This window comes from Bacillus sp. V3-13 (assembly GCF_002860165.1).
Lineage (GTDB): Bacteria > Bacillota > Bacilli > Bacillales > Cytobacillaceae > Bacillus_BJ.
In genome coordinates this window covers 14,303-27,890 of sequence record NZ_PGUZ01000021.1, presented here as the reverse complement: position 1 = coordinate 27,890, position 13,588 = coordinate 14,303, and the positions used below count along the sequence as shown (strand labels likewise).

The 13,588-nt window shown below is 39.2% G+C and carries 13 protein-coding genes and 1 pseudogene; 9 read left to right on the top strand and 5 right to left on the bottom strand.

All coding sequences use genetic code 11. From position 1 onward, the window contains the following. Window positions 1-33: 33 nt before the first annotated feature. The gene (locus tag CU633_RS08630) at window positions 34-819 is read right to left on the bottom strand and encodes a tyrosine-type recombinase/integrase (RefSeq protein WP_101659453.1); all 786 of its coding nucleotides are present in this window, start codon (window positions 817-819) and stop codon (window positions 34-36) included. A 148-nt stretch (window positions 820-967) separates the two neighbouring features. On the opposite strand from CU633_RS08630, the gene CU633_RS08625 reads away from it, so the two are divergent. Continuing rightward, on the top strand, window positions 968-1,507 hold the full coding sequence (locus CU633_RS08625; protein ID WP_374703358.1) for a Mu transposase domain-containing protein: 540 nt from the start codon (window positions 968-970) through the stop codon (window positions 1,505-1,507). Further along, on the top strand, window positions 1,504-2,247 hold the full coding sequence (istB, locus tag CU633_RS08620; RefSeq protein WP_101659448.1) for an IS21-like element helper ATPase IstB: 744 nt from the start codon (window positions 1,504-1,506) through the stop codon (window positions 2,245-2,247). The genes CU633_RS08625 and istB overlap by 4 nt, the downstream gene beginning before the upstream one ends. Window positions 2,248-2,327: 80 nt before the next feature. Here istB and CU633_RS08615 read toward each other — a convergent pair whose 3' ends face one another. Continuing rightward, window positions 2,328-2,645 (bottom strand): hypothetical protein, encoded by a 318-nt coding sequence (locus tag CU633_RS08615; RefSeq protein ID WP_101659437.1) that lies wholly within the window; start codon window positions 2,643-2,645, stop codon window positions 2,328-2,330. Window positions 2,646-2,883: 238 nt separating this feature from the next. Here CU633_RS08615 and CU633_RS08610 point away from each other — a divergent pair, with 238 nt between their 5' ends. From CU633_RS08610 to rfbB, 7 genes are all read left to right on the top strand, one after another. Continuing rightward, window positions 2,884-3,279, top strand: a complete 396-nt coding sequence (locus CU633_RS08610) for a sugar 3,4-ketoisomerase (protein ID WP_101659455.1) — start codon at window positions 2,884-2,886, stop codon at window positions 3,277-3,279. Beyond that, window positions 3,276-3,830 (top strand): acyltransferase, encoded by a 555-nt coding sequence (locus tag CU633_RS08605; protein WP_101659435.1) that lies wholly within the window; start codon window positions 3,276-3,278, stop codon window positions 3,828-3,830. The genes CU633_RS08610 and CU633_RS08605 overlap by 4 nt, the downstream gene beginning before the upstream one ends. Before the next feature lie 22 nt (window positions 3,831-3,852). Next, window positions 3,853-4,938, top strand: coding sequence for a DegT/DnrJ/EryC1/StrS family aminotransferase (locus CU633_RS08600; RefSeq protein WP_101659434.1), 1,086 nt, complete (start codon window positions 3,853-3,855; stop codon window positions 4,936-4,938). Window positions 4,939-5,089: 151 nt separating this feature from the next. Then, a complete protein-coding gene (rfbA, locus tag CU633_RS08595; protein WP_101659432.1) occupies window positions 5,090-5,989 on the top strand; it encodes a glucose-1-phosphate thymidylyltransferase RfbA in 900 nt (299 codons plus the stop codon). A gap of 1 nt (window position 5,990) precedes the next feature. Continuing rightward, on the top strand, window positions 5,991-6,551 hold the full coding sequence (rfbC, locus tag CU633_RS08590; protein WP_101659430.1) for a dTDP-4-dehydrorhamnose 3,5-epimerase: 561 nt from the start codon (window positions 5,991-5,993) through the stop codon (window positions 6,549-6,551). A gap of 4 nt (window positions 6,552-6,555) precedes the next feature. Then, on the top strand, window positions 6,556-7,413 hold the full coding sequence (rfbD, locus tag CU633_RS08585; RefSeq protein WP_101659428.1) for a dTDP-4-dehydrorhamnose reductase: 858 nt from the start codon (window positions 6,556-6,558) through the stop codon (window positions 7,411-7,413). Then, window positions 7,410-8,441: a dTDP-glucose 4,6-dehydratase gene (gene rfbB, locus CU633_RS08580; protein ID WP_101659426.1), complete on the top strand. Its 1,032-nt coding sequence runs from the start codon at window positions 7,410-7,412 to the stop codon at window positions 8,439-8,441. The genes rfbD and rfbB overlap by 4 nt, the downstream gene beginning before the upstream one ends. A 120-nt stretch (window positions 8,442-8,561) precedes the next feature. Here rfbB and manA read toward each other — a convergent pair whose 3' ends face one another. The 3 genes and pseudogenes from manA to CU633_RS08560 all read right to left on the bottom strand — a co-directional run bounded on the left by manA (window position 8,562) and on the right by CU633_RS08560 (window position 13,551). Next, the gene (gene manA, locus CU633_RS08575) at window positions 8,562-9,506 is read right to left on the bottom strand and encodes a mannose-6-phosphate isomerase, class I (protein WP_101659424.1); all 945 of its coding nucleotides are present in this window, start codon (window positions 9,504-9,506) and stop codon (window positions 8,562-8,564) included. Window positions 9,507-9,604: 98 nt separating this feature from the next. Next, window positions 9,605-11,474 (bottom strand): annotated as a pseudogene (locus tag CU633_RS08565) (fructose-specific PTS transporter subunit EIIC). 133 nt (window positions 11,475-11,607) lie between these two features. Then, a complete protein-coding gene (locus CU633_RS08560) occupies window positions 11,608-13,551 on the bottom strand; it encodes a BglG family transcription antiterminator (RefSeq protein WP_180954917.1) in 1,944 nt (647 codons plus the stop codon). Between the last annotated feature and the right edge of the window lie 37 nt (window positions 13,552-13,588).

Genomic DNA, 13,588 nt, shown 5'->3' with positions numbered 1-13,588 from the left:
TATTGTCCGCAAACAGTGGCTCAAAACTTCGCACTAGTGGCTCATTCTCTTCGCAATACTCAGTCTTGCGGCAAGTAAAAGCATTGCATAGTTTCGTTTATCTATAGGACCTGTTCTGTCTACGCTATTAAGAAGTTGTTGAATTTCATCCTTTGTATAAACCGATGGTATCCCTTCGGGCTTGCAGTAGACTTGTGGAACAAAATGAGAAAGGTCTTTAGAAATGTAATGTTCATCCAATGAGAATTTTAAAAAGAGACGTAAGGAACTGACCGCACCATTAAGTGTTGGGAGCTTACCCGAAATAGAAAGGCTTTTAACGAAACCAATTATATTAGTACTTTCGAGTTCTTCTAGTTTCTGAATGTTTGAACCATCTAGATATTTTGAAAGTTTGTTTAGACAGTTTATATCTCTGTTAATCGTCGTCAATGACAACCCTGATTCAATTCGTACGTCGATGAATCTTTGGAATTCTTTCTGGAATTGCAGAGCAAATTTGCAAGGAGAATAAGACTTTGGCGTAATGATTGATTCGTGCTCCGAGCAATTATTCAGGATTAGAATCGCCCGTTTTCGTCTTTTGTCCACTTTTGAGAGTTTGCGATACATACAATCTGAACGAATACCGTATTGATCTTGCAGAAAGGAAATTCCTATTGTAGGCGTGAACTGGAGTATGCTTTTTTGAGATAAATACTTTTTGAGGGCATTCCATGTGCCTGAGAGAACGGAAATATATTCTTCGGAATAGCCTGTTTGAACCATTGATGCTTTTGCAAACTCTATGAGTTCCTGTGCAGTCCTTAAACTTTTCATTGTTAATCATCCCCCATAAATGAATTTGGCGTGTGCCTATATTCAGCATGAAGGAAATATGTAAAGAAAATCAATTAAGATATATGACAGATTCGACTCTTTTTTCAAGAAACTTTACATTTCATTCAACTTTCCATTCCACATATTGGTGGACAAAATGTACTACTCAGTTCCTTACGAATATATCAAACATGAAGTTGACGTAAGGATAACACGCAAAATCATAGAGGTATTTTATAAGAATTTTAGAATTGCCTCCCATATGAGGATTGAGGGAAAGGAAGGCGGCCTCTCTACAATACCAGAGCACATGCCTCCCCAGCACAAGCAATATCTGGACTTCAACCGTGATTATTTTCTGAAGTGGGCAGAAGCCGTGGGTCCGAATTCATTGGCAATGGTGAATGCGTTACTGGATTCCTACAAAGTAGAAAAACAGGCGCTTAAGTCATGCATGGCACTTACCAAACTCGGAGATCAATATTCTCTAGAACGACTGGAATTTGCTTGCGGACGCGCATTTGCCTATACGCCAAGACCTAACCTCAACAGTATCAAGACTATCCTGAAAACTGGACAGGATAAATTAAATTCTGCCACTCAATCTTCTGCGTCTGATAAAGTCCGGCAGGACTCTGCACATGGGTTTGTAAGAGGGGCAGCTTACTATGGGAGGAATGAACAATGACGACTGAAAGCACTTTAACAAAGTTACATGAGATGCGATTAAACGCCATGGCAGAACAATTCAACGAACAACTCCGGAATGAGCAGTTCAAAGAGTTATCTTTTGAGGACCGTTTTGGACTGATGGTAGACATTGAATGGTCACGCCGTAAAAACAATAAGCTGGATCGACTTATCAAGGGGGATAACTTCCGTTATCCCAATGCCTGTGTTGAAGATATAGAATATCACGCAGACCGAAGGCTTGATAAAGCACAAATTCTGAGACTCGCTACATCCGAATATATCCAAGGGAAACACAATCTTATCATCAAGGGAGCTTCCGGAAACGGAAAGTCTTACCTTGCGTGCGCCTTTGGTATCGCTGCCTGCCGCCAATTTTATACAGTCAAATATGTTCGTCTTCCCGATCTATTGGAAGAATTGGCTGTGGCCAGAGGCGAAGGAATCTATCAAAAAGTCATGAAGTCTTACCGGAAGGTTGACCTTCTCATTTTAGATGAATGGCTCCTTACTTCACTTAGGGAAAATGAAGCCCGAGATCTCTTGGAAATCATAGAATCCCGCCATCAGGTGGCATCCACCATTTTCTGTTCTCAGTTCGATACACAGGGCTGGTATGAAAAAATAGGAGAAGCTACTTTGGCTGATGCAATATTGGACCGGATCATCCACGATTCCTACAACATTTTCATCGATGGTGAAGTATCAATGAGAGAACGACATGGAATAAAGGGATAGGATTAACCTCTTAGGTAAACCATAAAAAATAACCTCCTACCAAGCCAGATTGGGTAGGAGGCTCTGGAATTATCCATCGGTCAGAAAGTTAAAAAATCCAATTTGGAAAGCAGTTGATAATTTTCCTGTTCTAACTCTTTGTTTTTTAGCTTTAACTCAGCTACTTCTTCTAGTAATCTAGAGATTTTGGTTTGTTCATCTATCCCATCTTCATAAGCAGTCCCCAAAACCCTAAGCCATTCACTGAAATTATACATATCCCATTCATCTATACTATCCTTTTTATCCTTCAAAGCGAGTCCCACTGGATTAGTATCCATCCATTTACGGACCAATTCCTCATCGCACTTAACCTCGTGTAAACGGAAAAAACGGGTTGCTTCCTGGACGGTGACCAAATAATGTCCCCCTTCCCCCAAAACTTAGTATTTAAATGTACTATATCTGTGATTAGGAGGATAGGCAAAAAGTGGTGGCTCTCAGTGTGGCAAGAGTGGCTCTATTTTTTGTCATAAGTGGCTCTGAAATTTGGCAATAGTGGCTCTTTTGGATGGCAATATTCAAAACTATTATTTTTTGGTAGATACAATTGTGTTAAAACGCTAAACTAAAACTTGGAGGTGAAATTTGTACTATATGAATATTGAATTATTAGATTTTAAAGTCATGGGTGATGAGCGAGGATCACTCGTTTCCTTGGAGGAAAATAAAAACATCCCATTTGAGATAAAGCGTATATACTATATTTTTGGAACTAAAGAAAAAGTACGCAGGGGATCCCATGCCCATAAAAAACTTAAACAAGTACTGATATGTGTGAGTGGCAGCTGCAGTATTTTTCTTGATGATGGCAATGAAACTAGGACAGTCTTTCTAAATGACCCATCTAAAGGGCTGGTAATTGAACATATGATTTGGCGGGAAATGTATGACTTCTCACCAGATTGTGTACTGATGGTTTTGGCTGATCAATATTATGATGAAGCTGATTATATTAGAGATTATGAAGAATTCTCAGGAGGAAATGAATGAAGTATCAAATTCATGCTCAAGCGATTGTTGAGTCGGCGAAAATTGGAGCAGGTACAACTATTTGGGCGTTTTCGCACATTTTACCCGGAGCAGTTATCGGTGATGACTGTAATATCTGTGACCATACTTTTATAGAAAATGATGTAGTAATTGGGGATAGAGTCACTATTAAATCAGGTGTTTACATTTGGGATGGAATAAAAATAGATAATGATGTGTTTATAGGGCCAAACGTAACCTTCACAAATGATCTTATACCACGATCAAAGAAATACCCAGATGTCTTTGAGAAGACCTATATTGAAACAGGAGCATCAATCGGTGCCAATTCGACAATTATAGCGGGCAATACGATTGGCCGTTATTCAATGATCGGTGCCGGATCTGTGGTTACCAAGGACGTTCCAAATAACACATTATGGTACGGTAATCCTGCTCAATTTAAAGCTTATATTTGTGACTGTGGTCATAAGTTAAATGAGGATTTGCATTGTAGTAAATGTGATAATAATTACCAATTCGTCAATGGGGCTATTTCTCTCTTAAAGTAAGAATTTCGAAGGAGTTTTTGAATTGATCCCTTTTTTAAATTTAAAAGCTGTTAATGAACAATATAATGATGACATTAATAAAGCAATCTCAGCTGTTTTGTCCAGCGGTTGGTATATTCTTGGACAAGAAGTCGAATCCTTTGAGCAAAAATTCGCGAAATATTGTGGTGTAAAACATTGTGTCGGAGTGGCAAATGGATTGGATGCGTTAACTCTTATTATCCGTGCTTATGAGATTGGATCTGGCGATGAAGTGATTGTGCCTGCTAATACATATATTGCTTCCATTCTGGCAATATCAGCTAATGGAGCAACACCTGTCCTGGTGGAGCCCAGTTTAGAAACATATAATATTGATCCAGCCTTAATCGAAGAGAAAATCACCTCACGAACAAAAGCGATTATGGCCGTACATTTGTATGGACAGGTAGCTGAAATGGACTTAATAAACAAAATAGCAAGGAAACATAAACTTAAAGTCATTGAGGATGCCGCCCAAGCGCATGGAGCTTATTACAACAATAAAAGAGCAGGCAATTTGGGTGATGCTGCGGGATTTAGTTTTTATCCAGGTAAAAACCTGGGAGCGTTGGGTGACGGAGGGGCGATCACAACTAATGATTCCAATTTGGTTTTGAAATTAAAAGCTCTTCGAAATTACGGTTCACATATAAAATATGAAAATCTATTCCCAGGGGTAAACAGTCGCTTAGATGAAATACAAGCCGCCATATTAAAGGTGAAATTGAATTATCTAGATCGGGATAATGAAAAGCGACGTGAAATTTCAGATTATTATTTAAATAACATTAGAAACCCAAAAGTTATACTGCCTAAAATTAGTAATCGACTACAACACGTTTGGCATATATTTGTTGTAAGGACTGAACAAAGAGATGAATTCAAACAATATTTAGCAGATCACAATATTCAAACGGTTATCCACTACCCGATACCACCCCATAAACAAGAAGCGTATAAAGAATGGAACCACTTGGAATATAAGCTCACAGAGCAAATTCATCGGGAAGTTTTGAGTATTCCGATATCTCCTGTTATGACTTTAGAAGAAGCGAAAACTGTGGTCGAAGTCATTAATAATTATTAGAATTTAGTAATTATTTAAATCTCTATGATAAAAGTTTAGATTCGTCTTTTGTATGATTAATATATGCAAGTATTTTATTAGAGTAATCAGCAAAGAATTTGTTCTTGCAACTGGAAGAAGAAAACAATTCTATTTGGAGGATCAGATCAATATGAAAGGTATTATTTTGGCAGGTGGGAGTGGGACTAGATTATACCCATTAACCAGGTCAGTATCAAAACAATTGCTGCCGATTTATGATAAGCCAATGATTTATTACCCATTATCTGTTCTAATGCTGGCAGGCATTAGAGATATTTTAATCATTTCAACACCCAGTGATACTCCCAGGTTTGAACAATTATTAGGAAATGGGTCGGAGCTAGGCATTAATTTGAGTTATGCAATTCAACCATCACCTGATGGGTTGGCGCAAGCATTCATCATTGGGGAAGAGTTTATTGGTGATGATCCCGTTGCACTTATATTGGGAGATAATATTTTTTATGGACATGGATTTACCAAAACGCTGGAAAGAGTAGCTTCCAGGTCTTTAGGAGCAACAATATTTGGTTATAATGTTAAAGACCCTGAAAGATTTGGAGTAGTAGAATTTGACCAACATGGTAAAGCAATCTCAATAGAGGAAAAACCAGCTTTTCCTAAGTCAACGTATGCTGTGACGGGTTTGTATTTCTATGATAATGATGTTGTCGAAATTGCTAAATCTATTAAACCATCTTTAAGAGGCGAGCTGGAAATCACTTCTGTGAATGAAATCTATCTCAATAGAGGGCAACTCCATGTTGAACTATTAGGTCGCGGGTTTGCATGGTTAGACACTGGCACACATGAATCATTACTCGAAGCTTCAACATTTATTGAAACTGTAGAGAAGAGACAAAGTTTAAAAGTAGCTTGTTTAGAGGAAATAGCGTTTCGAAAAGGGTATATTACACGAGATCATTTAATAAAATTAGCAGAACCACTTAAGAAAAATGAGTATGGTAAGTATTTATTACGGTTAGCACAGCTTGCTAATTTTGAAATGATAGTTGATCAAGAGGTGTAATATGAAAATATATGAAACTATCTTAAGAGATGTATTAGTTATTGAACCTGCTGTAATTAGTGACAACCGTGGTTGGTTTATGGAAACATATAGTGATGCTAAGTTTAAAGAAGCAGGCATTGATCTGAATTTTGTGCAAGACAATCAATCATTTTCTGCTGTAAAAGGTACATTAAGGGGTCTGCATTATCAGTTAAATCCTAACGCACAATCAAAGCTTGTTCGCTGTACAAAGGGAGCAATCTTTGATGTTGCTGTGGATATTCGTAACGGGAGCCCAACTTATGGTCAGTGGTTTGGTATTGAATTAAACGCTGAAAATAAAAAACAAATACTGATTCCAAAGGGATTTGCCCATGGGTTTATGACAATAACCGAAGATGTTGAAGTTCAATACAAAGTAGACGCGTTGTATGCACCCGAATCTGACCGGGGAATTTCCTGGAATGACCCAGCTATAGGTATTAAGTGGCCGACTGGCATGCCACCTGTTTTGTCAGATAAAGATCAAAAAGCACCGCTTTTAAAAGACGCTGATAATAATTTTGTCTACGGAGAATAAATAGATGAAAATTCTGGTTACCGGTTTTAATGGTCAGCTTGGTTATGATGTAGTCAGGGCAGGACTAAAACATGGGCTGGAGATGATTGGAACAAGCAGTAAAGACTTGGATATCACTGAAGAGCATGCAGTCTATGAGTTTATTCGTGAAAAAAAGCCCGATGCTGTCATCCATTGTGCTGCTTATACGGCAGTTGATAAAGCTGAAGATGATAAGGAAAAATGTTGGAATGTTAATGTCGAAGGCACAAAGTATTTAGCAAAAGCAGCTAAGGAAATAAAGGCAAAGTTTTTATATATCAGCACAGACTATGTTTTCGATGGAAAAGGAGCTGAGCCCTTTGTAGAAACGGATTCCCCAAATCCTATTGGGTACTATGGATTAACAAAGTATGAAGGGGAAAAAGTGGTTCAAGCAATATTGGAAGCATTCTTTATTGTCCGTATTTCATGGGTGTTTGGTATAAACGGTAATAATTTTGTGAAGACAATGCTTCGGTTATCAGAAACTCATAATGAATTGAAAGTAGTTAGTGATCAATTTGGTTCACCAACTTATACTGCTGACTTGGCCCGATTGTTAATTGATATGATCCAGACTGGAAAATATGGGATATATCATGCCTCAAACGAAGGGTTTTGCAGCTGGGCTGAGTTTTCCGAAGAAATATTTAAACAAGCCGGTAAACGTGTCGAAATAAATGGTATTAAAACTGAAGAATATCCTACCCGTGCGCTGCGGCCGCATAACTCTAGAATGTCCAAACAAAAACTGATAGATAACGGCTTTATACCTTTACCGGAATGGCAGGATGCCTTAAATCGGTATTTAAAAGAACTACTACATGGGGTGGGAGAATGACAAAGAAAAAAGTCTTAGTCACCGGTGGTGCAGGTTTTATCGGTGGAAACTTTGTTCAATACATGGTTGATAAATACCCAAATTATGATGTATTTAATCTGGATTTGCTGACATATGCAGGTGATTTATCCAAGCATCAGCACATAGAGGATAAAGCTAATTATCATTTTATCCATGCAGATATTGCCGATCGAAATAAAATCATGTCACTATTTGAGGAACTGAAATTTAATTATGTTATTCACTTCGCTGCAGAAAGCCATGTCGATCGTTCTATAACTGACCCGGAAGTGTTTGTTCGTACAAACGTATTGGGTACTCAAGTACTTTTAGATGCGGCAAGAAAGAATGATATTTCAAAATTTGTACATGTGTCTACCGATGAAGTATATGGTGAATTAAGCTTTGATCCTGCAACTTTTTTTACGGAAGAGACACCGCTTCAACCAAACAGTCCTTACAGTGCCAGTAAGGCATCTTCAGATTTGTTAGTACGTTCCTATCATAAAACTTTCGGGTTGCCGATGAATATTACTCGATGCTCAAACAACTACGGACCATTTCATTTTCCCGAAAAGTTAATTCCACTTACGATTTCACGTGCACTGAATAACGAAAAAATACCTGTTTATGGTGACGGTAAAAATATCCGTGATTGGCTGCATGTTTTTGATCATTGTGCGGCAATTGATTTGGTCATGCATCAAGGGGTAAATGGTGAAGTGTATAATGTTGGAGGGCATAATGAACGTACAAATCTCGAGGTTGTCAAGACGATTATTAAAACATTGGGAAAATCAGAAGAGTTAATCGAGTTTGTAACAGACCGCTTAGGACACGATAAGAGATATGCTATTGATGCTACTAAATTAGAAAAATTAGGCTGGAAGCCGACTTACACCTTTGAGACCGGAATTGCCCAGACCATTCGATGGTATCTTGACAATAAATCCTGGTGGGAACAAATTATTAATGGTGAGTATAGGAACTATTTCGAGAAACAGTATAAGCTGAACCAAACTCAGTAAATTAAACATACACGAGATGGCGTAAGTATTAAACGATAATTTAAATACTGCGTCAGTTTCTAAACCCCCATCAAACAGAATCTTCGATGTTTGATGGGGGTAATGTTTTTAGGGAGCGGATCATAAATGCGATACAATAAACTCCGCTTCTCCATCTAAAGTAAAAGTGCCGAAATCAAACGGCAGCATGAAATGGTCACCTTTCTTAAATGAAACACAATGGCCATTCACTTCCACAGTCCCTTCACCGGAAAGAACACTAACAAGTTGAAAAGACTTCGTTTGCTGTAGTGCAGCGTGCCCGTTTAAATCCCACTTATGTACTGTAAAATATTCTCCTTCAATAAACGTAGTTATTCTTAAATCATCAACCGTTGCTTTTTCCGGATTGATTTCTGGTTGATGTAAAGGAATCGTGGTGACTTCAATCGATTTTTCGATGTGAAGCTCTCTTAGGTTTCCATCGTTGTCTCTGCGGTCATAGTCATAGACGCGGTACGTGGTGTCAGAATTTTGCTGGGTTTCCAGTATGAGAGTTCCTTTGCCAATTGCATGAATCGTTCCGCTTGGTACAAAATAAAAATCCCCTGGCTTAATGGGAACTTTTCTTAATAGTTGATCCCATTTCCCTTCCTCGATCATTTCGACAAATTCTTCTCTGCTTTGCGCATGGTGGCCAAAGATGATTTCGGCTCCTTCTTCACAATCAATGATGTACCAGCACTCTGTTTTACCGAGCTCGCCATTTTCGTGCTTCCGGGCAAATTCATCATCAGGGTGGACTTGGACAGATAGATCATCATTTGCATCCAATATCTTCGTAAGCAATGGGAAGCGGTCTCCCCCAACATTTCCGAAAAGCTCTTGATGGTTTTCCCATAGCTCCCCTAATGCCAACCCCTTAAATGGACCATTCTTAACAATGCTTTGACCGTGCGGATGGGCAGCGAACGCCCAGCATTCGCCTGTCTGCTTGGATGGTATCTCATAACCAAATGAGGTAAGCTGTTCTCCACCCCAAATTCTTTCTTTAAAAACTGGCTTGAAAAATAATGGCTCTCTCAACGCACGTCTCACTCCTTAAATATTCTATTCCAAGGTCTTCTTTCTCATAAGTTATTATACTACGATAAACAGAAAAGGAGAGCAAAGCTCCCCCTTCTTTATTGAATTTCCGCCAACAAATCATAAGCTTCATCAACAGATCTCACATTAATTAGCGACGTTCTGAACTGTTCGTTCATTAACTTTCTCGCCAGCATTTGCAATATTTTCAAATGATCATTCCCGGCACTTTCTTCTGGAACGGCGATCATGAAGATGAGCTTTGCATCCTTGCCGTCCGCACTATTCCAGTTGACTCCGTTCTGTTTGATGCCGAAAGTCACCTGCGGAGTTTTAACTGCATTCGACTTTCCATGTGGAATCGCGATTTCAAAGCCGATTCCGGTACTGCCTTGTTGTTCACGCGTTAAAATAGCTTCTTTAAAGTCCTTTTTGGACGAAAGAGCATTCGCTTGATCTAACTTATCAATTAACTCATCGATAATGTCATCCTGTGTGATTCCGTTTAAGTTAATATCAATAAGTTCCTTATTCATTAGATCAGTTAATTTCACTTTTTTTCATCCTTTCCACCTGTTAAACATTTTTCTTAAGCATATTAACCATAAACGCAGTGACGACCACACCAACGATAATTCCTAAAAAGTACATGACCGGGTTTGAAATCGCTCCGAGTACTGCGACAACTGGTCCGCCATGCGGTACATTGTTTCCAACATTCCCGATCATCGCGATCACAGCGGCTACCATTGATCCAACCATAATACTTGGAATAACACGCAATGGATCTTTAGCTGCAAATGGAATCGCCCCCTCGGTGATCCCGACAAGTCCCATCGCAAGAGCAGCTTTTCCTGCTTCTTGTTCTGCTTTTTCATATTTCTTCTTATTTAAAACTGTAGCAAGACCCATTCCAAGTGGAGGAATACAAATCGCTGCAGCGATAGAGCCCATGATTTCAACATTTCCAGCACCGATCATACTTGCACCGAATAAGAAGGCAACTTTATTAACAGGGCCTCCCATATCGAACGAAATCATTGCTCCTAAAATCAATGCCAACACAATGCTGCTTGCACCTTGCATTCCGTTTAAGAATGAAGTTAATCCATCCATCAAACCGGCAATTGGAGCACCGACAATAAAGATAAACAGGGAGGCGACCAGCAGGGAAGCCAATAATGGAATGACCAGGATTGGCATAATCGGCTGGATCACCTTTGGAACCTTCCACGTTTTAATCCATTTAGCAATATAACCTGCGGCGAAACCGGCTAAAATGCCACCAAGGAATCCTGCCCCGGCTTCACTATCATAAAAGCTGCCGTTTGCTGCGATATATCCACCGATCATACCGGGAGCAAGACCAGGGCGGTCAGCGATACTCATTGCAATAAAGCCGGCTAAAATCGGTACCATAAACGTAAAACCTGCAGCGCCGACATTTAAGATCTGGTTCCAGATAGAGTCTTCAGGAATTTGTAAGCCAGTATCCGTTGGCTGGCCGCCAATCGCTAACGCCAGGGCAATAAGTAAACCGCCGACGACGACAAACGGAATCATATAGGAAACACCATTCATCAAGTGGCGATACACAGGATTTTGTTTCTGTTTTCTCTCTTCTTTCACTTCACTGACTGACTTTAAATTACCTTTATATACTGCTACATTGCCAGTCTGAAATTGCTTAATCAGGCCTTCAGCATTATGAATGCCTTCTTGTACACCTGTTTCAATTAATTTTTTCCCTACGAAGCGGCTTTTATCAACTGTTTTGTCAGCGGCAATGATAATCCCGTCCGCTTGTGCAATTTCTTCAGCTGTCAGCTCATTTTCTACTCCGATTGATCCTTGCGTCTCCACCTTCATTTCGATGCCCAAACTTTTCGCAGCATTCTGTATGTTTTCCGCTGCCATGTACGTATGGGCGATCCCATTTGGACAAGAGGTAATCGCTAATAGTTTCATCTTTTAATCCCCCCAACAATATTTCTTTTATCTCTTTACACTTTCGATTGTATGCGAAAAATGTCGAAATATAGTTTTTCTTTTACCGTAACTTCCGGCAAAAGAAAATTATATGAAAAGGGTTTCATATGGATTAAAAGAAATCGAGAATTTCTGGTAGGGTCTTAAGTTCTTTTAACTTCGTGAGTGCCTGTTCATCGTCCGCCAAACGGGAGATGTCCTTGAATAATTCCTTTAGTAAACCTTTATCTTTATGGCTGATCGCCAGCATGAACACGATTGAGACGGGATTGTTCCCCCATTGAATTGGTTCGTTGAACACAGCGACGGCAATCCTTGCTTCATGGACAAAATCAGGGCTTCCATGGGGAATGGCAATTCCTCCATTAATAACCGTTGACGACTGCTGTTCGCGTTGCAAAATACTTTCTTTATACCGACTATCTGTAAAACCCTTCTCTTCCATGGCATCAGCCAATTGTTCAATTAGTTCTGCACGGCTTTTCGGTTGGACATTGACAAACATAAGATCTTCATCCAAAAGAAGCCGTATCGCAGGATACTTAAGCTGATCCTTGTCATTTGTATAGGAGTGAATAAATTCGTCAATTTTTCTTTCTTCATCAAGCATTAATAAAGGCGATACTTTAATGATTGGAATTCCTTCCGATTCAAAGGGAACCGTGCTGATAATAAAGTCTGGATTTTTCGTTTGAATTTCTTTTTTTGCTTCGTTAACAGAGGTTGCCCCAACGATGTTGAGGGAGTGGAATTTACGTTCCAGCTTCGTTTGCAATAGCTGCGACATCCCAATCCCCATTGAGCAAACAATCAGGACTTTTAAGTTTTCAGCGTTCCTTTTCTGCATTCTTTCTAAAGATGCCTGGAAGTGTAAGACAATATAAGCAATTTCATCTTCTGGTATGAAAATATCTAATTCTTCTTCCAATGTCGGCAAAACATAATATATGATCTCGAATAGGCTGAAATACGTTCTCTTAATCTCATGCAGCATTGGGTTTGCTACCGGAAAAGCATTCTTTAAACGGTAGAAAGCTGTTTGTAAATGTGAGACCAGGCCTAACAGTAAATATTCATCTGCATCAAAGCGTTCTCCTGAGACATCTGATACTGTCGAAATCAATTTTTTTGCATAAGAAACAACGGCAGGGTCGAACTTGAAAAGTTCTTCATTATGTTTAGCTGGATCGATTGTGAAGTTATAATATATCTTTGTTCCCAACAGCCTTAATGTCATATAGGCAACTTCTTCTTGCGGCAGTTTAACTGCCATCATTTTCTCGAGTTCTCCTATTAAGCTCTGCACAGCTGCATATTCAGGCTTGTCCCTCACTTTATATAGATCCTCAGTACTGATTCTGATTTTATTGCCAAGCTTAACTCTTTTAATTGAAATCAGGATATGTGTAATCAAGTTTTCCAACGCTTCATCGGTAAAAGAATAACCCAACTGCCGCTCGATTTTTTTTAGCCCGTTTTTTACAATCACAATATCACCAGGAGAAAAAATGCTTTCGAGCACTTTCCTTTCCTCATCTGTAGATTGCATTAACATTTGCGTGATCTGTGCAAAGGCAATCCTGCGATCCCGTTCATTGCCAACAATTCTGATTCCTTGCTTTGGCTTTATTATGAGCTGGAGATGGTACTTCCGGAGCCACTCTTCGATTTCTTCCAGGTCATTCCGGACAACGGCTTTACTAATGAAAAATTCACTTGCCAACTCTTGCATCGTTAAAATATCATTTGTTAACAAAAGCATTTTAACGATAGTAAGTTTCCGGACATTTTCGGAAATTCCCTCACCTTTTTCAAGCTTAACCTTCTGAAGGAGCTCATTTTTATCTTCTTTGCTCCCTTCCAAATACACCCCGACACTCGGCTTCCTTACTAAAACGATGTTCGACTCCTTTTCCAGCCAATCATCAATCATTTTAAAATCATTGCGGATCGTTTTTTCTGAACAATCGACTTTATCTGCAAGCATTTGTACAGAAAAGTCTTTTTGCTCATTTTCCAGGAGAATAAGTAATATTTCGGCTTGTCTTTTATTCATCATGATCCCCCTTATTCCTGTATGAATCTATGCTCTA

Coding starts and splice junctions, on each gene's coding strand:
- CU633_RS08630 (WP_101659453.1), bottom strand. CDS start 819: ATGAAAAGTTTAAGGACTGCACAGGAACTCATAGAGTTTGCAAAAGCA.
- istB (WP_101659448.1), top strand. CDS start 1,504: ATGACGACTGAAAGCACTTTAACAAAGTTACATGAGATGCGATTAAAC.
- CU633_RS08610 (WP_101659455.1), top strand. CDS start 2,884: ATGAATATTGAATTATTAGATTTTAAAGTCATGGGTGATGAGCGAGGA.
- CU633_RS08605 (WP_101659435.1), top strand. CDS start 3,276: ATGAAGTATCAAATTCATGCTCAAGCGATTGTTGAGTCGGCGAAAATT.
- rfbA (WP_101659432.1), top strand. CDS start 5,090: ATGAAAGGTATTATTTTGGCAGGTGGGAGTGGGACTAGATTATACCCA.
- rfbC (WP_101659430.1), top strand. CDS start 5,991: ATGAAAATATATGAAACTATCTTAAGAGATGTATTAGTTATTGAACCT.
- rfbD (WP_101659428.1), top strand. CDS start 6,556: ATGAAAATTCTGGTTACCGGTTTTAATGGTCAGCTTGGTTATGATGTA.
- rfbB (WP_101659426.1), top strand. CDS start 7,410: ATGACAAAGAAAAAAGTCTTAGTCACCGGTGGTGCAGGTTTTATCGGT.
- CU633_RS08560 (WP_180954917.1), bottom strand. CDS start 13,551: ATGAATAAAAGACAAGCCGAAATATTACTTATTCTCCTGGAAAATGAG.